This window comes from Curtobacterium sp. MCBA15_005 (assembly GCF_001864855.1).
Lineage (GTDB): Bacteria > Actinomycetota > Actinomycetes > Actinomycetales > Microbacteriaceae > Curtobacterium > Curtobacterium flaccumfaciens.
This window is the reverse complement of sequence record NZ_MJGL01000007.1, coordinates 67,609-86,399: the sequence shown is the minus strand read 5'-3', so window position 1 is coordinate 86,399 and position 18,791 is coordinate 67,609. Positions and strand designations below refer to the sequence as shown.

Genomic DNA, 18,791 nt, shown 5'->3' with positions numbered 1-18,791 from the left:
CGACGCAAGTCGTACAGCAAGCCGAACGGTGGTAGCGTCCCGTCCATGCCCGCGCACGTCGATGCTCCTGAACGGCTGCCGCAGCCGTCCGTGGCCGAGATGGACCTCCCGGTCGTGATGGACGCCCTGAGTGATCCGATCCGGCTCGCGATCCTGCACCGCTACCTGGTCGACGCGGCCGGGGGCGAGCGCAGCTGCGGCTGGGTCGGCATCGACCGGCCGAAGTCCACGCTGACCCACCACTTCCGGGTCCTGCGCGAGGCCGGTCTGCTCGAGCAGCACCTGGAGGGCCTGACCCGCGTCAGCCGCGTCCGCGTCGAGGATGTGCAGCAGCGGTTCCCCGGGCTCCTCGACCTGGTGCTCGACTGGCAGGTCCCAGCGGCCCTGCTGCGTGAGGGGATCGCCTCGTGAGCGCCGGCGCGGGCACCGGCCCGGACGCTGTGCACACGCTGCCGTCGATCGTCACGGACCCTGCCGTCACCACGGCGCTCGCCGCGGACCTGACGGCGGCCGGCTTCACCGTCGACCGGCTCGACTCGCTGTGGGGCGCCGAGGCCGCCGCATCGCTGCACCGCGGTTCGCGGGTCGCCGCGCTCCGCGCGCTCGCCGCCCGCGAGACCACGCCGCTCGGCACCCTGGCGACGCTGTTCGTGCTCGGCCTGCCGGTGGCGCGGGCCGAGGCCGCCGCGGCGTTCCCGACCGCCGGGCTCGACGCCGTCATCGCCTCGGGCCTGCTGCGCAGCGAAGGCGAAGGCGAAGGCGCCGACGCGCTCGTGCACCCCACCGTCGACCTGCGCCCCTACGCCTTCGTCGACGACCTCGGCGCCGGCAGCTGGTGGATCGTCTCCGACCTCGGCGAGCTCGCCCTCGGGCACGCCATCAGCGAGGAGCACGTCCTCGGCATCGGCGGCGCCACCACGACGCTGAGCGGCCTGCAGGTGCCCGTCCCGGTCGAGCGTGTGCTCGACCTCGGCACCGGGTGCGGCATCCAGGCCATGCACGCGCGGCGCTTCGCCGACCAGGTGGTCGCCACCGACATCTCGCGCCGTGCCCTCGACATCGCCCGGTTCAACGCCCGGCTCAACGGCATCGACGGCATCGACTTCCGGTTCGGCTCGCTGTTCGAGCCGGTCGCGGGGGAGCGCTTCGACCGGATCGTGTCGAACCCGCCGTTCGTCATCACACCCCGTCGCGAGGGCGTCCCGTCGTACGAGTACCGCGACGGCGGCATGGTCGGCGACGCCCTGGTCGAGACGGTGCTCCGCGGCCTGGAGGCCCACCTGAAGCCCGGTGGCACCGCTCAGCTCCTCGGCAACTGGGAGTACCACTGGGGCGTCGACGGCCTGGACCGCGTGCGCGCCTGGTTCGCCGACACCGACCTCGACGTGTGGGTGATCGAGCGCGAGCGGCAGGACCCGACGTCCTACGCCGAGACCTGGATCCGCGACGGCGGGACGAAGCCCGGCACGGCCGAGTTCGACACCCTGATGAGCGCCTGGCTCGACGACTTCGCGGACCGTCGCGTCACCGGCGTCGGCTTCGGCTACGTCGTGGTGCGTCGACCCCTGCCAGGAGGCCCGTCCGGCCTCCGCCGGTTCGAGCGCGTTCCCGAGACGCTCGGCTCCAACCCCGCGGGCCTCGGCGCGACGGTCGCCCGCGTCCTCGACGCGGCCGCCTGGCTCGCCGCGCACGACGATGCCGCGCTCGCCGCCGCTCACCTGTCGGTGGCCGGTGACGTCACCGAGGAACGGTACTACTGGCCGGGCAACGACGATCCCACCGTGATGACCCTGGTGCAGGGCGGCGGGCTCGGGCGCCGGGTGGACGCGGACACCGCACTCGCGGCGTTCGTGGGTGCGTGCGACGGCGACCTGTCCGTTGCCGCGATCATCGGCGCGCTCGCGCAGATCACCGGCGTGGACGCGCAGGCGCTCGCCGCCGACCTGCTGCCGGCGGCGCGCGACCTGGTGCTCGACGGGCTGCTCGTCCCCGCCGCCTGACGATCAGGCGCGGTGGTCGCGCCAGCTGTGCTCGGGCGTGTAGCCGAGGAGTTCGCGGGCCTTCTCTGAGGACAGCAGCGAGCTGACGCCGTCGATGTCCGCGCGGCGCTCGATGTCCGGTACGAAGCGTTCGACGAGCTCGATCGTCGGGGTGTCCATCACCGTGTCGGGGCTCGCGATGACGAACGCCTCGAACCCGGTGAGGTCGGCCTCGAGTGCCCGGCGGACAGCCTGGGCCCCGTCGCGGGAGTCGATGTACGACCACAGGTTGAAGGTCTTCGCCTCGGGGGTGGCGTCCCACGGGAACGCCGGGTAGTCGGTCTCGTCCATCACGTTCGAGAAGCGCAGGCCGATCATCTTCAGTTCCGGGTCCCAGCGGGTGAAGTGGCGGGCCATCTCCTCCTCGACCGCCTTGCCGAGGGAGTACGACGACTGCGGGCGGACCGCGAACTCCTCGTCGACCGGCAGGTAGGGCGGGTGGTGCTCGCCCATCGGGATGCCGAGCAGGGTCTCGCTCGACGCCCACACGACGTTCTTGATCTTCGCGGCACGTGCGGCGTGGAAGACGTTGATCGACGAGGTCACGTTGTTCGTGATGAGGGCCACGTCGGGGACCTGCCCCGGGGCCGGCACCGCCGCGAGGTGCACGACGGCGTCGACGTGGTCGTACCGGTCGTCGATGCCGAGCAGGGCGTTCAGGACCTGGCCGTGGTCGGTCAGGTCGATCCGCACGAACGGGACTCGCTCGGGCTTGTCGGGGGAGGGGACACGGTCGAGCAGGACCACGTCGTACCCGTGCGCATCGAGGTCGCGCACCACCGCTCGTCCGAGCTTGCCGCTGCCACCGGTCACCACTACACGCGTCATCGCGTCACTCCACATCGTCGTCGGAACACACCCTGGCGGGCACCGACCATCCTGCCCCGCCGCACCTGACGCGACCAGGCCCTGTCCGTACCCCGGAGCGTCGGGGGTGGTGGTCAGGCGGTGGGGGTGACCTGGGCGATCGCGAGGCGGGCGACGAGTTCGACGTGCTCGGCCATGTCGCGGGTGGGGTCGAAGAGCCACTGGATCTGCATGCCGTCGGACACCGCGAGCAGGACGCTGGTGAGTTCGTCGGGGTCGATGTCGGTGCGCAGCCGGCCGTCCTGCTGCATGGCCCGGAAATCGGCGGACAGGTCGCGGCGGCTGCGGTCGTAGCGCTCGCGGAAGTACTCGTGCGCCGGGTGCTCGGCGTCGGTGGCGGCTGCGGCGGACAGGTTGACGAACATCTGCACCAGGCCCGGGACCTCGGCGTTGTGCCGCACGATCGCGGCGAGCAGTGCTGCCGGGTCGGCGGCCTGCCAGTCGTGCGCGAGGTCGAGCTCGTCGCGACGGCGGAGGATCTCGACCCAGAGCTCGTCCTTCGAGTCGAAGTAGTGCAGCAGGCCGGCCTGGGTCAGCTCCACGGCGTCGGCGATGTCCTTGATGCTCGTCCGCCGGAAGCCCTGCGACGCCACGAGGTCCAGCGCGACCGTGAGGATCTCCTCGCGCTTCGCGATGCCCTTTGCGTACGAACCCCGTCGTGCCATGGCCAGACTGTACCGCCCGCAGGAGACCCGGAGAAACCAAGCAACGGTTGGTTTTCGGTGGTACGGTGCAGGAGCTGCCAGCGCGGGCGGCGAACCCGGTGGATGGTGGATGTGGGCGACGAGGCCCCGGCCGTCCAGGCGGCGCCCCGCGGCCCTGAACGAGAGGACCGACCACCGTGACCACCGTGAACGACGCGAGCACCGCCTCCAGTCCGTCGACGCCGCTGACCGAGCGCATCGATGCGCTCCTCGGCCAGCTGAGCACCGACGAGAAGGTGCAGCTGCTCACCGGACGTGACTTCTGGACCACCTGGCCCATCGAGAAGATCGGGCTGCGCCGGATCCTGATGTCGGACGGCCCGTCGGGCGTGCGCGGCGAGGTGTGGGACGAGCGCGACCCGTCCCTGAACCTGCCGTCAGCGACCGCGCTGAGCGCCTCGTGGGACCGCGCGATCGCGAAGCGCTACGGCGCCGCCGCCGCGGTGGAGGCCCGCCGCAAGGGCGTCGACGTCGTGCTCGGCCCGACCATCAACCTGCACCGGTCCCCGCTCGGTGGCCGGCACTTCGAGGCGTTCAGCGAGGACCCGGTGCTCACCGGTGACCTGGCCGCGTCGTACGTCGACGGCGTGCAGGAGAACGGTGTCGCCGCGACCCCGAAGCACTACATCGCGAACGACTACGAGACCGACCGCTTCACCGCGTCGACCGAGGTGTCGGACCGTGCCCTGCGCGAGCTGTACCTGCTGGCGTTCGAGAAGGCCGTGACCGAGGCGCACGCCTGGGCGATCATGTCGTCGTACAACGCGATCAACGGCGTGACGGCGTCGGAGAACGACCTGCTCGAGACCCCGCTCAACTCGGAGTGGGGCTTCGACGGCATCGTCGTGTCCGACTGGACCGGGGTGCGTTCCGTGGACTCGGCGAAGGCGTCGCAGGACGTCGCGATGCCCGGGCCGAACCCGTGGTGGAGTGAGGGCCCGCTGCTCGCCGCCGTGCAGTCCGGCGAGGTGCCGATGGCGGCGATCGACCGCAAGGTCCGCCGGATCCTGACCCTGGCCGCACGCGTCGGCGCGCTCGAGGGGTTCGAGCCCGTCGCCGCGTCTCCCGTGCACGTCGAGGACGGCATCGCGTTCGTGCGCGAGGCCGAGGCCGAGGGCACCGTCCTGGTCCGCAACACCGGTGTCCTGCCGCTGGACGCCCCCGCGGTGTCGCGCATCGCGGTGATCGGGCACAACGCCGACCAGGCCCGCACGCAGGGCGGTGGCTCGGCCACGGTCGTGCCGTCGCAGGTCGTGTCGCCGCTGGACGGCATCCGCTCGGCGTTCCCCGGCGCGAGCGTGGACTACGCGATCGGCGCCGTCGTGCAGGAGGGCATCGCGGAGTTCCCGCTGTCCACCATCACGAACCCCGGCACCGGGGAGCCCGGAGCCCGGGTCGCCTTCGTCAAGGACGGCGAGGAGCTGTTCGTCGAGGACCGCCGCGCGACGGCACTGTTCTGGTTCGGCGGCGACGCCCCGACCCGCCAAGCCGACCGGCTCGACATCACCACCACCTACACGGCCGAGTCGACCGGGACCGTGCGGTTCGGCATCGGCGCGGCTGGCCGGTCACGCATGTGGATCGACGGCGAACTGCTGCTCGACGAGGACGTGCCGTTCGAGGGCGACCAGCTCGGTGCCGCGTTCCTCAACCCGCCGGCGCGGTCGGTGCCGGTGTCGGTGACCACCGGCCAGCAGGTCGCGATCCGCATCGAGTACGACATCGTGCAGGACGAGACGCTCGGCGGGGTGCTGGCGTACCAGTTCGGCACCGAGCCGTCGGACGACGACCCCGCCGTGCTCATCGAGGCCGCGGTGGACGCCGCCCGTGGTGCGGACGTCGCCGTCGTCGTGGTCGGCACGAACTCCAAGGTCGAGTCCGAGGGCTACGACCGCTCCTCGCTGGCACTGCCAGGCCGCCAGGACGACCTGGTGCGCGCGGTCGCCGCGGCGAACCCGAACACGGTCGTCGTCGTGAACGCCGGGTCGCCGGTCGAGATGCCCTGGCGGAACGACGTCGCCGCGGTGCTGCTGACCTGGTTCGGCGGGCAGGAGTACGGCAACGCCCTGGCCGACGTGCTGACGGGGGCGCAGGAACCCGGCGGCCGCCTGCCCACCACGTGGCCCGTCGCGATGGCTGACGTCCCGGTGCTCGACGTCACCCCGGTCGACGGGAAGGTCGCCTACGACGAGGGTGTCCACGTCGGTTACCGGGCCTGGCTGCGGGCCGGCACGGAGCCGGCGTACCCGTTCGGCCACGGCCTCGGCTACACCACGTGGTCGATCGAGGGCGTCTCCGCGACCCCGACCGTGCGCGAGGGCGACGCCGTCATCGTCACGGCGACCGTCGCGAACACGGGCGCCCGCGCCGGCAAGCACGTCGTGCAGGTCTACGCGTCCCGTGCGGAGTCTGCGGTCGACCGCCCGGTGCGCTGGCTGGTCGGGTTCGCTCCGGTCCGGCTCGCCGCGGGCGCCTCGACGGAGGTCTCGATCGAGGTCCCGGCGCGAGCCTTCGCCCACTGGGACGGCTCGTGGCAGTACGAGTCGGGGACCTTCACGTTGCACGTCGGCGCCTCGGTCTCCGACGACGCCGGAACCGCGTCCCTCGAACTGGAGTGACGAAGTCGTCCGGTTTCCGCGCAGCTCCCAACTCCGTTCAGTAACATCTATGTGCGCGAGTCGGCTGGTTACCGTCCGCGCACGCACCGACTACGGGGTCGCTGGGTGAGCGACTCGGTCTCCTGATCCGGCCGTTGTTGCCCTGGCCTCCCCGGTGCGTCCCAGAATGCGTCCCCGCGTCCGCGCGGGGACGCATTCGTCGTTCCGGCCGCGATGCGCACCGGTGAACCGGTTGCCGCACTTCGTCCCGGTTCGGAAAAACGAGTGACACTTGGTCAACTTCTTACGTCCCAGGTGCGCGGAACGGTGTGACAAACCGCTCGGTAGGTGGAACGATGGGTGCACCATCTCGTGCGGATCAGGGACGAGATGGTCATCCGGCCGGGCTCTCGGGCCTCACCAACTCGATCAGAGCCCCGCCGGATGCCCTTGACTCTCGGTGGCGGTGCGGCGGCGGGACCGCAGGCGGTCGGGCCAGCGGCGCCGGCGCTCAGGCCCGCAGTGCCGGCCCTCAGGCCCGCAGTGCCGGGGCGATCTCCTCGGCCACGATGCGCAGGATCCGCTCGTGTGCCGCACGGTCGCCGTTCGCCGGCAGGGTGATGACCAGTTCGTCGGTGGCGGTGACCGCCGGGTCGGCGAGCAGGGCGTCGACGATGGCCGCCGGTTCGCCGGACACGACCTTGCTGAACCGGAACGGCGGGGTACCCGAGAGCGGCCGGCCCTCGTCGTCCATCCCGGAGGCGTACCCGGTCAGGAACTCCTCGTGCACGGCGCGGTCGTGGTCGTCGAGGAGCGGCACCACGATCCGGCCCACGGCGACCTTGGACTCGCGCTGCGGGTGCAGCTCGGCGAACCGCTCGCGGTAGGCGACGATCTGGTCGGCCTGCGCCTGGGCGAACGGGGCACCGGTGTCCTCGGTGTTCAGGGTCGAGCAGTGCAACAGGAGGCCCTTCTCTGCCGTGCGGACCGCCGTGCCCATGCTGCCGCCGCCCCACCACACGCGGTCGCGCAGGCCCGGGCTGAGCGGCTGCAGGGTCAGGTCGGCCCCGGCGGGGATGCTCTCGTAGCCCTTGCCGGCACTGCCCAGGGGCTCACCCTGCAGCACCTCGAGCAGCCGTGCGGCGCGGGCCTCGGCCTCGTCGCGGAAGCTGCGGTCGACCGTGCCGAACACCGGGTCGAGGATCGGGCCGTACCCGGCGATGCCGGTGCTGATGCCGAGCTGTACCCGGCCACCGCTGAGCAGGTCGACCGTGCTGGCGTCCTCGGCCAGGCGCACCGGGTCCTCGTAGCGCATGCCGAGCACGGCGGTGCCGAACGCGATGGTGCTGGTGCGTTGGGCGGCGGCCGCGAAGAAGGTCATCGGGCTCGTCAGGTACGGCTCGAAGTGCCGTCCGCGCACCCAGCCCGTCCCGTAGCCGAGCGACTCGGCGGTCTCGAACAGGCGCAGGCCGTCCTCCAGGGCGCCGGCGGCACCGTCGGTGCCGCCGTGGTTCGGGACGAAGGAGAGGAAGCCGAGTTCGCGCATGTCGCAAGTCTATGCGCACGTATCGAAATGCGCCCGGGTCGGCGACGGGGCGGACGGGAGGCCCGTGGCGGCGCCGCCACGGGCCTCCCTTCCGGCACATGCGCACCTGGGAGGATGGGCACATGACCGACGTCACCACCGTGCCCCCGCTCGTCGCCGCGATCCCGGCGGCGGTGGACGGCGTCGTCGACCCCGACGAGGTCTACGAGGCCTTCGCGGCCTGGGCCGCCGAGGGCGGCCGACCGCTGTACCCGGCGCAGGACGAAGCGGTCATCGAGCTCGTGTCCGGCGCGAACGTCGTGCTGAGCACGCCGACCGGCACCGGGAAGTCGCTCGTCGCGGCCGGCGCGCACTTCGCCGCGCTCGCCGAGGGCAAGCGGAGCTACTACACGGCGCCGATCAAGGCGCTGGTGTCCGAGAAGTTCTTCCAGCTCGTCGAGCTGTTCGGTGCGCAGAACGTCGGCATGGTCACCGGTGACTCGAGCGTCAACGCCGACGCCCCGATCGTCTGCTGCACCGCCGAGATCCTGGCGAACCTGGCCCTGCGGCAGGGGCCGGACGCCGACGTGGACGTCGTCGTGATGGACGAGTTCCACTTCTACGGCGACCCCGACCGAGGCTGGGCGTGGCAGGTGCCGCTGCTCGTGCTCGAGCGGGCGCAGTTCCTGCTCATGTCCGCGACCCTCGGCGACGTCACCACCATCGCCGACGACCTGTCCCGCCGGACCGGTCGGCCCACCGCCCGCGTGACCGGTGTCTCGCGACCCGTGCCGCTCGAGTACCAGTACGTGATGACGCCCGTGCAGGAGACGGTGGAACGGCTCCTCGAGGAGGGCAAGGCGCCGATCTACATCGTGCACTTCGCCCAGGCCGCCGCGCTCGAACGGGCGCAGTCGCTGATGTCGGCGAAGGTCGCCTCGCGCGAACGCCGCGACCAGATCGCCGACGCCATCGCCGGCTTCCGCTTCAGCGCCGGGTTCGGACAGACCCTGTCGCGCCTGATCCGGGCCGGCATCGGCGTGCACCACGCCGGCATGCTGCCGAAGTACCGACGACTCGTCGAGCAGCTCGCCCAGCGCGGCCTGCTGCCCGTCATCTGCGGCACCGACACCCTGGGCGTCGGGATCAACGTGCCGATCCGGTCCGTGCTGTTCACCGGGCTGACGAAGTTCGACGGCACGAAGATGCGCCAGCTGTCCGCGCGGGAGTTCCACCAGATCGCCGGCCGTGCCGGACGTGCCGGCTACGACACCGAGGGCGACGTCGTCGCCGAGGCACCCGAGCACGACATCGAGAACGCCCGCGCCGTCGCCAAGGCCGGCGACGACCCGAAGAAGAAGAACAAGATCAAGCGGAAGAAGGCGCCCGAGGGCTTCGTGTCCTGGGGTCAGGCGTCGTTCGAGCGGCTGATCGCGGCCGAGCCGGAGCCGATGGTCTCGCGCATGCGGATCACGCACGCGATGGTGCTGTCCGTCGTCGCCCGTGGCGGGGACGCCTTCGCGGACGTCCGGTCGCTGGTCTACGACAACCACGAACCGCGCTCGCGGCAGCTCGCGATGGCCCGGCGGGCACTCGTCATCGCCCGGACCCTCATCAACGCGCGGGTGATCGAGAAGGTCGACGGCGCCTACCGCCTCACCGTCGACATCGCGCCGAACTTCGCGCTCAACCAGCCGCTGTCACCGTTCGCGCTCGCCGCGTTCGAGTTGCTCGACCCTGCTTCTCCCACCTATGCGCTGGACATGGTCTCGGTCGTCGAGGCCACGCTCGACGACCCGCGGGCGATCCTGTCGCAGCAGCAGTTCAAGGAGCGTGGCGAGGCCGTCGCCCGGATGAAGCAGGAGGGGATCGAGTACGAGGAGCGGATGGAACTGCTCGAGGAGATCACCTGGCCGAAGCCGCTCGACGAGCTGCTGACCGCCGCCTACGAGGCGTACGCCGCCGAACAGCCCTGGGTGCTCGACTTCCAGCTGTCCCCGAAGGCCGTCGTCCGTGACATGTACGAACGCGCGATGACCTTCGGCGACTTCGTGCGCTTCTACCAGCTCACCCGCTCCGAGGGGCTCGTGCTCCGCTACCTGTCCGACGCGTACCGGACCATGCGGCAGACCATCGCCGAGGAACAGCGGACCCAGGAGCTCGACGACCTGATCGAGTGGCTGGGCGAGGTCGTCCGGCAGACCGACTCCTCGCTCGTCGACGAGTGGGAGGCGCTGCTCAACGGCGACGTCCTGCTGGCCTCCGAGGAGCACGAGGAGATCGCGCCGCCGCAGCCCGCACGACTCACCGGCAACCCGCGGGCGTTCCGGGTGCTCGTGCGCAACGCCCTGTTCCAGCGGGTGCTGCTCGCCGCGGCCGACGACATCGACGGGCTCGGGGAACTCGACGCGACCGTCGGCTTCGACCGGTCGGCGTGGGACAACGTGCTCGAGGAGTACTACGAGGAGCACGACAGCATCGGCACCGATGCCGACGCGCGCTCGATGCAGTACCTGGTGCTCGACGAGAGCGGTGCCACCGCATCACCGCGGGTCTGGAAGGCGCGGCAGATCTTCGCCGACCCCGAGGGCGACAAGGACTTCGGGTTCTCGGCGACGATCGACCTGGACGCCTCGGACGAGGTCGGCGAGGCCGTCGTGCGGGTCACCGAGATCGGACGGTTCGACGGGTGGGCCGAGGTGGACGTCGACTGATCGGCGCTGGGGTTGTCGGACGTGTACCGTCTCCGGCACCACCCCCACCCGAGAGGACTGCGTCATGCGCATCGGATCCAGCATCGCCCTGATCGTCATCGGCGCGATCGTCGCCTTCGCGCTGAACATCCAGCTCGCCGGTATCGACCTCCGCCTGATCGGCTACATCCTGATGGCAGCCGGTGTCGTGCTGCTCATCATCAGCCTCGCCGTGGCCTTCGGCGGTCGCCGCACCACGACCACCACGCGCTCGGGTGTCGACCCGGCGTCGGGGGAGCAGATCACCCGCCAGGACCGGCGCGACGGGACCTACTGACCGCCCAGCTCGGTCGTCCCGTCAGTCGGCTTTGGTTCGTCTGCCCACAGAGCCGATGCGCGAGCGATGATTCGCTCGACGGCATGCGACTGAGCCCGTTGTACCTCGGCATTGCAGGGGACGGTGCTGTCGGGCATCGGATCTGCTTCCGGTTCGAGTGGAGGTTCGTCGGGCGGTTCCGCTTCCGCCGAAGTCGCTGCGTGCCGCTCCGCCGTCAGAAGAGGGTCGCGGGCGGGGTCGCGTCGGGCAGCGCAGACGGCTCGGGGACCTCGGCGCCTGGCCAGCCGGGACCGTGCGGCACGTCGGTGCCGTTCTGGAACGCGGTGGCAGCACCGCGGGCTCGCACATCGGCGGCCTCGTTCATCTCGTGACCGACGTGACCGCGCACCCACTCGAACGTGACCTTGCGGCCCTGCAGTTCCGCGTCGAGTTCCTTGATGATCTCGACGTTGAGGACCGGCTTGCCGTCGGCCTTCCGCCAGCCCTTGCGCTTCCAGCCGGCGAGCCACTCGGTGCAGGCCTTGATGGCGTACTGGCTGTCGCACAGGATGTGCAGCGGCTCGCCGGTGTCCTTCGTGGCGCGGAGCAGCTGCAGGACGGCGGTGAGCTCGCCGATGTTGTTCGTCGCACGGGGCCAGCCACCGGCCGCCCACCGGTCGTCGTCGACGTACCAGGCCCAGCCGGCGGGGCCGGGGTTGCCGAGGGCTGAGCCGTCTGCGGCGGCGACGATCGTCACGATGGGACCTCCTGGTGGTGCCGAGTGCTGGTCAACCGTAACGGACCGGCCCGGCCCCTCGGCTCAACGCCGAGCGGGGTCGAGGTTGAGCGTGCTGCCCTCGAGCAGCCAGTCGTCGTCGCGCTGCTCCGTGTAGGGGTTCATCCACTGCACCTGCGCCGGCGTGACGCCGAACCGCTCCGCGACCGTCGAGAGCTCGTCGCCGTGCGCGACCAGGTAGTTCGCCGGTCGGCCGTCGACGTCGGTGACGATGCCGTAGGCGCCCGGTCGGTCCTTGCCGACGGTGACCCGGAGGTCGGGGTAGGGGTTCGGGATCCTCCACGTGAGGTCAGCGGCGGCGAGCACTGATCCGGCCCACGGGCGCGCCGACGAGTCCTCGTCGGCCACCGTCGCGGGCACGAGGACGACACTGCGCAGGTAGTCGGGGCGTGGACCCGCCTGACCCATCGTGAACGAGGTCGGAGGAGCAACCGCGGCGGCCCACTCGACCGTTTCGCGCACCGCGCCGTCCGCACCGTCGAGCGGCTTCGCGGGCCGGTGCCGGAACTCCAGACGCATCGGCTGCGGATTGGTCGTCCGGTACCCGGAGAGCTGGGCGTCGAAGGTGCCGCGGTCGTTCGCAACGACGCGGACGTGGATGCTCGTGTCACCGCTCGGCGAGACGACGTCGGTCTCGGCCGCCACGGTGCCGGTGGGCAGCGCCTGCTCCACCTTGGCCGGATCGGCCGCCGGCGTCGGGTCCGGCGCGGGTTCCGCCGTGCGCTCGGCCGCCTGTCGCGTCGGTGTCGGGATCGCATCGTCGCCACCGAACGCCGTGCACCCCGTGAGCAGCAGCCCCACCAGTGCGGAGCCGATCACCGCGGTCGTCGCGGTCCGTGTTCGTCCCATCGTTCCCCCTCGTCGGCAGCGTAGCGGGGGCGAGGGGCGTCATGGAGCGCGGGGAGCGGACCGAGCCAGACTCGTTACACGGGGCCGGGGACTACCGTCCGCTACAGGAGGAAACACCATGAGCGACAGCATCCCGAACGCCCCCGGCCCCGAGCCGTCGGACGACCGAGCACGGAACGACGCGCTCCGCGACGCGGCCCACAGCGACGACGTCGACGGGGTCAGCGGCCGTGAGCAGCGGGCGGCCGACACGTCGTACAGCCCCTCGAGCGAGCGTGAGATGGACGCATCCCAGACGAAGCAGCGCGACGACGCCGACCTGCGTGAGGACGGCATCGACCCGTCCAGGGTCATCGCGGCCCCCGGGACGGGCGGCGCGGACGACGCCGGCGACGTGGAGCCCGAACCGGGTGACCTGCACCTGCCGTGGCAGTCCGAGGAGGACCGCCGGGGCTGATCCGGCTACGACACCGAGTCCGGGTGGGAGCCCGTCCGCTGCCCGGACTCGAGCGTCCCGATCGCCGCGAGCTCGTCGGCGGTGAGCTCGAAGCCGTCGACGTCGAGGTTCGACCGGATCCGAGACGGCGTGACCGACTTCGGCAGCACCACCACGCCCTGCTGCACGTTCCACCGCACGAGCACCTGCGCCACGCTCACACCGTGCGCGTCCGCGATGCCGGTCAGCACCGGCTCGTCGATCAGTCGCCCGCGGCCGAGCGGCGACCACGCCCCGGTCACGATGTCGTGCTGCTCGTGGAACGCGATGAGTTCGCGCTGCGGCAGCCACGGGTGCCGTTCGACCTGGTTCAGCGCCGGTACCTCGCCGGTCTCGTCGATGAGTCGCTGCAGGTGCGGCACCTGGAAGTTCGAGACACCGATGCTCCGCGCCCGCCCCGACTCGCGCAGTTCCACCAGCGCCCGCCAGGTATCGACGTAGCGGTCGTTCGCGGCGGCCGGCCAGTGGATCAGGTAGAGGTCGACGGCGTCGAGCCCCAGCCGGTCGAGACTGCCGTCGAACGCCCGCAGGGTCGCGTCGCGCCCCTGGTGGTCGTTCCACACCTTGGTCGTCACGAAGACGTCGTCACGATCGAGCGCAGAGGCCCGGATCGCCCTGCCGACGCCGGTCTCGTTGCCGTACATCTGGGCGGTGTCGACGTGCCGGTAGCCGGCGTCGAGCGCGAGACCGACCGCCGTCTCCGCTTCGGCATCGTCGACCTTGTAGACGCCGAAGCCGATCGCGGGGATCGCGCGGCCGTCGCGCAGGGGGACTGAGGTGACCATGCACCCATCCTGCCGGTGCCTGGCGGGCGTGCGCCGGGCCTCCAGGCCATCTGTGGAGAACGCGACCCGCGCCCCGGGCGCACGTTCCTTCCCACACCGGCCGCGATGGCAAGTGGAATCGGGCGTACCTGGTCAGAACTCCGACCAGGTACGCCCGATTCGACCAGGTACGCCCGAAACCGCCCGCCCCGCACGCTCAGGTCGGCAGGTGCACCGGCTCGGTGTCGGGGAGGGGGCTGGCGTCACGGCCGCGCAGGTCGGGCAGCCAGCTGCGCATCGCCAGGGGGAGCAGCACGCCCAAGCCGGCCATCACGGCGCCGACGGTGAAGCCGCCGACGGGGCCGCTGCCGTCGATCAGGAAGCCGGCGATCGCCGAACCGCCGGCGGCACCGATCAGCTGGCCGGTGCCCATCCAGCCGTAGGCCTCGGCCGTGTCGGAGAACTTGACGGTGGCGGAGACCGAACCGAACATCACCGCGAGGGCCGGCGCGATGCCCACACCCGCGATGACCAGGGCGAGGCAGAGCCACCAGAAGCCCGTGCCGCCGAGGGCCAGGGTGAGGCCGACGAAGACGACGGCCATGCGCGTCCACAGGGTGTTGCGGGAGATCGGGCGGTGGCCGAACGCCAGGCCGCCGACGAGCGAACCGACCGCGAACACCGCGAGGACGATGCCGGCGTTCGGGCTGCCCTCGCCGAAGACGCTCGTGACACTCGCCTCGACCGCTGCGCACGCCCCGATCAGGAGCAGACCGGTCAGGGTGGCGACGACGACCGCGGGGCGCTTGAGCACGACACCGAAGGCGCGCTTGGAGCGGGGGATGCGGACTCGACCGAGCTCGGGGGAGGCGATGAACCACGCGCCGCCGACGACCAGGAAGACCATCGCGACGACGATCGCCTCGACCGTGCCGACCTGGGTGGCGACGAAGGTGGTGATGACCGGGCCGGCGACCCAGATGAGCTCCTGCGCGCTGGCGTCGAGTGAGAAGAGGGGTGTGAGCTGCGCGGACGTCACCATCTTCGGGTAGATGGTGCGCACCGCCGGCTGCACGGGCGGGACCGCCAGGCCGCCGAGGAACCCGACCACCACGTAGCCCCAGAGCGGCATGACCACGAACGCGATGACCACCATGCTGATCAGCGCGACGATGCTCGTCAGGATGAGGACGGGGCGCATGCCCCAGCTGCCCATCCACCGGCTCGTCAGGGGACCGGCCAGCGCCTGCCCGATGCTCGTCGTCGCCAGCACCAGACCGGCCGCGCCGTAGGAGCCGAACACGTGCTCGACGTGCAGCAGGTAGGCCAGCGACAGCATGCCGAACGGGAACCGCGCGGTGAGCTGTGCGGCGATGACACGACCCACGCCAGGGGTCTTCAGGAGGGGCCCGTACGTACTCACGAGACGAGTGTACGGACCGGCCGCACGGGGCTGTCCCCCGTCCTGGGGAGGGGCGGTTCGCGACACGCCGATGCGCTGATTCCACACTTGTGGATCGGGACTGTCCACGGGTGTGGGGAAGTGTCGGTGGTCGGCCGCAGACTGGCGGAAACTCGGGCCTCCCGGGAATCCACAGACTGTGGAGGACGTTGTGGAGAACTACATGGCTGTAACACTTCCTCTTGTGGTCGGTGCTGCGGCTAGCCACTAGATGTAGTGTGGAGGCATCGCAGCGGCCCCTCCCGGACACGACTGCGGACAGACATCAGCACCACCTCCACAGCACAGCAGAAACCAGTAGGAACCAGGGGAGAACATGGCCGTCACCGTCTACACCAAGCCGTCCTGCGTCCAGTGCACCGCGACGTACCGGGCCCTCGACAACAAGGGCATCGAGTACGAAGTGCACGACGTCTCCACGGACGAAGCAGCGCTCGAGCACGTCAAGAGCCTCGGCTACATGCAGGCCCCCGTCGTCGTCACGGACGACGACCACTGGTCGGGCTTCCGCCCCGACAAGATCGCGACCCTCAGCGCCGAACTGGCGTAGTCGCCTTCCGTCCTGCGGACGGTCACCCCGGTCCCGTTCAGGAGGCCCGGCGATCGCCCGCAGGACACCCTCGGTCCGCCTGTTCCGCACCTTCTCCAGAGGAGCGCACCATGAGCCGATTGGTCTACTTCTCGAGCGTGTCCGGGTACACCGCGCGCTTCGTCGAGAAGCTCGGCCGCGACGCGGACCGGATCCCGCTCTACCCGAGCGAACCGTTCCTGCACGTCGACGAGCCCTACGTCCTGGTCCTGCCCACCTACGGTGGCGGCAACGGCGAGGGTGCAGTCCCCAAGCAGGTCATCAAGTTCCTCAACGACGCCCACAACCGCTCGCTCATCCGCGGCGTGGTGGTGGGTGGCAACACGAACTTCGGCGAGGCGTACGGCCTCGCAGGGGACGTCATCGCGCAGAAGTGCAACGTCCCCCTTCTGTACAGGTTTGAACTCTTCGGGACCCCTGACGACGTGTCGGCGGTCAACTCAGGATTGGATGCATTTTGGACGCAGCAGTTGCAGACGTCGATCTGACGTCGCCGCAGACGGGGATGGACTACCACTCCCTCAACGCGATGCTCAACCTCTACGACGCGGACGGGAACATCCAGTTCGACAAGGATCGTGAGGCCGCCAAGCAGTTCTTCCTGCAGCACGTCAACCAGAACACCGTCTTCTTCCACAACCTGAAGGAGCGGCTCGACTACCTGGTCGAGAACGAGTACTACGAAAAAGCCACGATCGACATGTACTCGCTGGACTTCATCCAGCGACTCAACGACCTGGCCTACTCGAAGAAGTTCCGGTTCCAGACGTTCCTCGGCGCGTTCAAGTACTACACGAGCTACACGCTCAAGACGTTCGACGGCAAGCGTTACCTGGAGCGGTTCGAGGACCGCGTCGTCATGACCGCCCTCGGCCTGGCCCAGGGCAACGAGCAGCTCGCCATCGACCTGGTCGAAGAGATCGTCGCCGGCCGCTTCCAGCCCGCGACCCCCACGTTCCTCAACACGGCGAAGGCACAGCGCGGCGAGCTCGTCTCCTGCTTCCTGCTCCGCATCGAGGACAACATGGAGTCGATCTCGCGCGGCATCAACTCCTCGCTGCAGCTCTCGAAGCGCGGCGGCGGCGTGGCCCTGCTCCTCTCCAACATCCGCGAGGCCGGTGCCCCGATCAAGCAGATCGAGAACCAGTCCTCGGGCATCATCCCCGTGATGAAGCTGCTGGAAGACTCCTTCTCCTACGCGAACCAGCTCGGTGCGCGTCAGGGTGCCGGCGCGGTCTACCTCAGCGCCCACCACCCGGACATCATGAAGTTCCTCGACACCAAGCGCGAGAACGCCGACGAGAAGATCCGCATCAAGACGCTGTCCCTCGGCGTCGTCGTGCCGGACATCACGTTCGAGCTCGCGAAGAACAACGAGGACATGTACCTGTTCTCGCCGTACGACGTCGAGAAGGTCTACGGCGTCCCCTTCGGCGACGTCCCGCTCTCCGAGAACTACCGCGCGATGGTCGACGACTCGCGCATCAAGAAGACGAAGATCAAGGCGCGTGACTTCTTCACGACCATCGCCGAGATCCAGTTCGAGTCGGGCTACCCGTACATCGTGTTCGAGGACACGGTGAACAAGGCCAACCCGATCAAGGGTCGGATCAACATGTCCAACCTGTGCTCGGAGATCCTGCAGGTCAACACCCCGACGACCTTCAACGAGGACCTGTCCTACAAGGAGATCGGCAAGGACATCTCCTGCAACCTCGGCTCGCTGAACATCGCGCTGACGATGGACTCTCCCGACTTCGGCAAGACCATCGAGACCGCGATCCGCGGCCTGACCTCGGTCTCGCAGATGTCGCACATCACCTCGGTGCGTTCCGTCGAGGACGGCAACGACAAGTCGCACGCCATCGGCCTCGGCCAGATGAACCTGCACGGCTACCTCGCTCGTGAGCGCGTCTACTACGGCTCCGAAGAGGGCATCGACTTCACGAACATCTACTTCTACACGGTGCTGTTCCACGCCCTTCGTGCGTCGAACAAGATCGCGATCGAGACCGGCGAGACCTTCGACGGCTTCCGCGACTCGAAGTACGCGTCGGGTGAGTTCTTCGACAAGTACACCGACCAGACGTGGACGCCCGCGACCGCTCGTGTTGCCTCGCTGTTCGACAACGCGAACATCACGATCCCGACGCAGGACGACTGGAAGGCGCTGAAGGCGTCCGTCCAGCAGTACGGCATCTACAACCAGAACCTGCAGGCCGTCCCGCCGACCGGTTCGATCTCGTACATCAACCACTCGACGTCGTCGATCCACCCGATCGCGTCGAAGATCGAGATCCGCAAGGAAGGCAAGCTCGGCCGCGTCTACTACCCGGCGCCCTTCATGACGAACGACAACCTGGACTACTACCAGGACGCGTACGAGATCGGTGCCGAGAAGATCATCGACACGTACGCCGCGGCGACGCAGCACGTGGACCAGGGCCTGTCCCTGACGCTGTTCTTCAAGGACACCGCCACCACGCGTGACATCAACAAGGCGCAGATCTACGCATGGCGCAAGGGCATCAAGACGATCTACTACATCCGTCTCCGCCAGCTCGCGCTGGAGGGCACGGAGGTCGAGGGCTGCGTCAGCTGCATGCTGTAGAGCTGCCGCTGAGGCGTTAGTTCACCTCGGACTGGAGGCCCGTTTTGAGCCCGCCACGGGCTTCCAGTTCTAACAAGTACATAAAGAGCTCAGGGCCAGGTTCGCGAAAACCTGACCCTGAACAGCCCCTAGCAGGGACTCCAACTTGAGCGCTGGAACGTCCACTGTACATGAGTCGTACCGACCCATCCGGGTCGGGCTCTCGGGGCTGTTTCAGTCCCGAGAGGAGGTGAAGACAGTGGGCAAGAGCGTGAGTAGGAGTGCCGCAAGTGGGCGCTTCGTGAGTACCGCAACCGCCGCCCGGTGGCCGTCGAAGACGACCACCGAACGAGTGGGGAGCGGAACCGGAAACTCCCGCACGGTGAGTCGCTCCGCCAGCACAGGTCAGTTCGTGACCGGTGCAACGGCGAAGAGGAACCCGGGCGGAACCATTCAGCAGCGCGTCTGACGCTGCGCTGGGCGAGCGGTGGAAGCCGCTCGCCC

General features: G+C 69.7%; 16 protein-coding genes. 9 read left to right on the top strand and 7 right to left on the bottom strand.

Going from position 1 to position 18,791, the window contains the following annotated elements:
• The first annotated feature begins 45 nt into the window (after nt 1–45).
• Both BIU89_RS05905 and BIU89_RS05900 read left to right on the top strand, forming a co-directional pair.
• On the top strand, nt 46–411 hold the full coding sequence (locus BIU89_RS05905) for an ArsR/SmtB family transcription factor (protein WP_071245119.1): 366 nt from the start codon (nt 46–48) through the stop codon (nt 409–411).
• Entirely contained in the window at nt 408–2,000 is a 1,593-nt protein-coding gene (locus BIU89_RS05900; RefSeq protein WP_441294448.1) for a DUF7059 domain-containing protein, read from the top strand. The genes BIU89_RS05905 and BIU89_RS05900 overlap by 4 nt, the downstream gene beginning before the upstream one ends.
• A 3-nt stretch (nt 2,001–2,003) precedes the next feature.
• On the opposite strand, the gene BIU89_RS05895 is transcribed toward BIU89_RS05900, so the two are convergent.
• Together BIU89_RS05895 and BIU89_RS05890 are read right to left on the bottom strand one after the other, a co-directional pair.
• A complete protein-coding gene (locus BIU89_RS05895) occupies nt 2,004–2,867 on the bottom strand; it encodes an NAD-dependent epimerase/dehydratase family protein (RefSeq protein WP_071245140.1) in 864 nt (287 codons plus the stop codon).
• 113 nt (nt 2,868–2,980) lie between these two features.
• Entirely contained in the window at nt 2,981–3,571 is a 591-nt protein-coding gene (locus BIU89_RS05890) for a TetR/AcrR family transcriptional regulator (protein WP_027465935.1), read from the bottom strand.
• Nucleotides 3,572–3,747: 176 nt separating this feature from the next.
• Here BIU89_RS05890 and BIU89_RS05885 point away from each other — a divergent pair, with 176 nt between their 5' ends.
• Complete coding sequence (locus tag BIU89_RS05885; protein ID WP_071245118.1) at nt 3,748–6,228, top strand: beta-glucosidase H; 2,481 nt, start codon at nt 3,748–3,750, stop codon at nt 6,226–6,228.
• A 511-nt stretch (nt 6,229–6,739) separates the two neighbouring features.
• On the opposite strand, the gene BIU89_RS05880 is transcribed toward BIU89_RS05885, so the two are convergent.
• Complete coding sequence (locus tag BIU89_RS05880) at nt 6,740–7,753, bottom strand: LLM class flavin-dependent oxidoreductase (RefSeq protein ID WP_027465937.1); 1,014 nt, start codon at nt 7,751–7,753, stop codon at nt 6,740–6,742.
• 122 nt (nt 7,754–7,875) lie between these two features.
• Here BIU89_RS05880 and BIU89_RS05875 point away from each other — a divergent pair, with 122 nt between their 5' ends.
• A complete protein-coding gene (locus tag BIU89_RS05875) occupies nt 7,876–10,446 on the top strand; it encodes a DEAD/DEAH box helicase (protein WP_071245117.1) in 2,571 nt (856 codons plus the stop codon).
• 64 nt (nt 10,447–10,510) lie between these two features.
• Nucleotides 10,511–10,762: a DUF6458 family protein gene (locus BIU89_RS05870; protein ID WP_027465939.1), complete on the top strand. Its 252-nt coding sequence runs from the start codon at nt 10,511–10,513 to the stop codon at nt 10,760–10,762.
• Between the two features lie 214 nt (nt 10,763–10,976).
• Here BIU89_RS05870 and BIU89_RS05865 read toward each other — a convergent pair whose 3' ends face one another.
• Complete coding sequence (locus tag BIU89_RS05865) at nt 10,977–11,498, bottom strand: ribonuclease H family protein (RefSeq protein ID WP_027465941.1); 522 nt, start codon at nt 11,496–11,498, stop codon at nt 10,977–10,979.
• A 63-nt stretch (nt 11,499–11,561) separates the two neighbouring features.
• Nucleotides 11,562–12,386: a LysM peptidoglycan-binding domain-containing protein gene (locus BIU89_RS05860; protein WP_139178818.1), complete on the bottom strand. Its 825-nt coding sequence runs from the start codon at nt 12,384–12,386 to the stop codon at nt 11,562–11,564.
• A gap of 118 nt (nt 12,387–12,504) precedes the next feature.
• Here BIU89_RS05860 and BIU89_RS05855 point away from each other — a divergent pair, with 118 nt between their 5' ends.
• Nucleotides 12,505–12,843, top strand: coding sequence for a hypothetical protein (locus BIU89_RS05855; RefSeq protein ID WP_071245115.1), 339 nt, complete (start codon nt 12,505–12,507; stop codon nt 12,841–12,843).
• A gap of 5 nt (nt 12,844–12,848) precedes the next feature.
• Here BIU89_RS05855 and BIU89_RS05850 read toward each other — a convergent pair whose 3' ends face one another.
• On the bottom strand, nt 12,849–13,667 hold the full coding sequence (locus BIU89_RS05850; RefSeq protein WP_071245114.1) for an aldo/keto reductase: 819 nt from the start codon (nt 13,665–13,667) through the stop codon (nt 12,849–12,851).
• Nucleotides 13,668–13,863: 196 nt separating this feature from the next.
• Entirely contained in the window at nt 13,864–15,069 is a 1,206-nt protein-coding gene (locus BIU89_RS05845; protein WP_071245113.1) for an MFS transporter, read from the bottom strand.
• Nucleotides 15,070–15,424: 355 nt separating this feature from the next.
• On the opposite strand from BIU89_RS05845, the gene nrdH reads away from it, so the two are divergent.
• The 3 genes from nrdH (at nt 15,425) to nrdE (ending at nt 18,308) form a co-directional block, all read left to right on the top strand.
• Nucleotides 15,425–15,658 carry a glutaredoxin-like protein NrdH gene (gene nrdH, locus BIU89_RS05840; protein WP_017886897.1) on the top strand — a complete coding sequence of 78 codons (234 nt, stop codon included), beginning with the start codon at nt 15,425–15,427 and terminating at the stop codon, nt 15,656–15,658.
• A gap of 110 nt (nt 15,659–15,768) precedes the next feature.
• Nucleotides 15,769–16,185, top strand: coding sequence for a class Ib ribonucleoside-diphosphate reductase assembly flavoprotein NrdI (nrdI, locus tag BIU89_RS05835; protein ID WP_027465945.1), 417 nt, complete (start codon nt 15,769–15,771; stop codon nt 16,183–16,185).
• Nucleotides 16,186–16,202: 17 nt separating this feature from the next.
• Nucleotides 16,203–18,308, top strand: coding sequence for a class 1b ribonucleoside-diphosphate reductase subunit alpha (gene nrdE / locus BIU89_RS05830; RefSeq protein WP_139178816.1), 2,106 nt, complete (start codon nt 16,203–16,205; stop codon nt 18,306–18,308).
• Nucleotides 18,309–18,791: the final 483 nt, after the last annotated feature.

Bases quoted from the DNA above. Each gene is read 5' to 3' on its own strand.
- BIU89_RS05860 (WP_139178818.1), bottom strand. From the start codon at position 12,386: ATGGGACGAACACGGACCGCGACGACCGCGGTGATCGGCTCCGCACTG.
- BIU89_RS05890 (WP_027465935.1), bottom strand. From the start codon at position 3,571: ATGGCACGACGGGGTTCGTACGCAAAGGGCATCGCGAAGCGCGAGGAG.
- BIU89_RS05855 (WP_071245115.1), top strand. From the start codon at position 12,505: ATGAGCGACAGCATCCCGAACGCCCCCGGCCCCGAGCCGTCGGACGAC.
- BIU89_RS05850 (WP_071245114.1), bottom strand. From the start codon at position 13,667: ATGGTCACCTCAGTCCCCCTGCGCGACGGCCGCGCGATCCCCGCGATC.
- nrdH (WP_017886897.1), top strand. From the start codon at position 15,425: ATGGCCGTCACCGTCTACACCAAGCCGTCCTGCGTCCAGTGCACCGCG.
- BIU89_RS05880 (WP_027465937.1), bottom strand. From the start codon at position 7,753: ATGCGCGAACTCGGCTTCCTCTCCTTCGTCCCGAACCACGGCGGCACC.
- BIU89_RS05870 (WP_027465939.1), top strand. From the start codon at position 10,511: ATGCGCATCGGATCCAGCATCGCCCTGATCGTCATCGGCGCGATCGTC.
- BIU89_RS05905 (WP_071245119.1), top strand. From the start codon at position 46: ATGCCCGCGCACGTCGATGCTCCTGAACGGCTGCCGCAGCCGTCCGTG.
- nrdE (WP_139178816.1), top strand. From the start codon at position 16,203: ATGGACTACCACTCCCTCAACGCGATGCTCAACCTCTACGACGCGGAC.
- BIU89_RS05895 (WP_071245140.1), bottom strand. From the start codon at position 2,867: ATGACGCGTGTAGTGGTGACCGGTGGCAGCGGCAAGCTCGGACGAGCG.
- BIU89_RS05875 (WP_071245117.1), top strand. From the start codon at position 7,876: ATGACCGACGTCACCACCGTGCCCCCGCTCGTCGCCGCGATCCCGGCG.
- nrdI (WP_027465945.1), top strand. From the start codon at position 15,769: ATGAGCCGATTGGTCTACTTCTCGAGCGTGTCCGGGTACACCGCGCGC.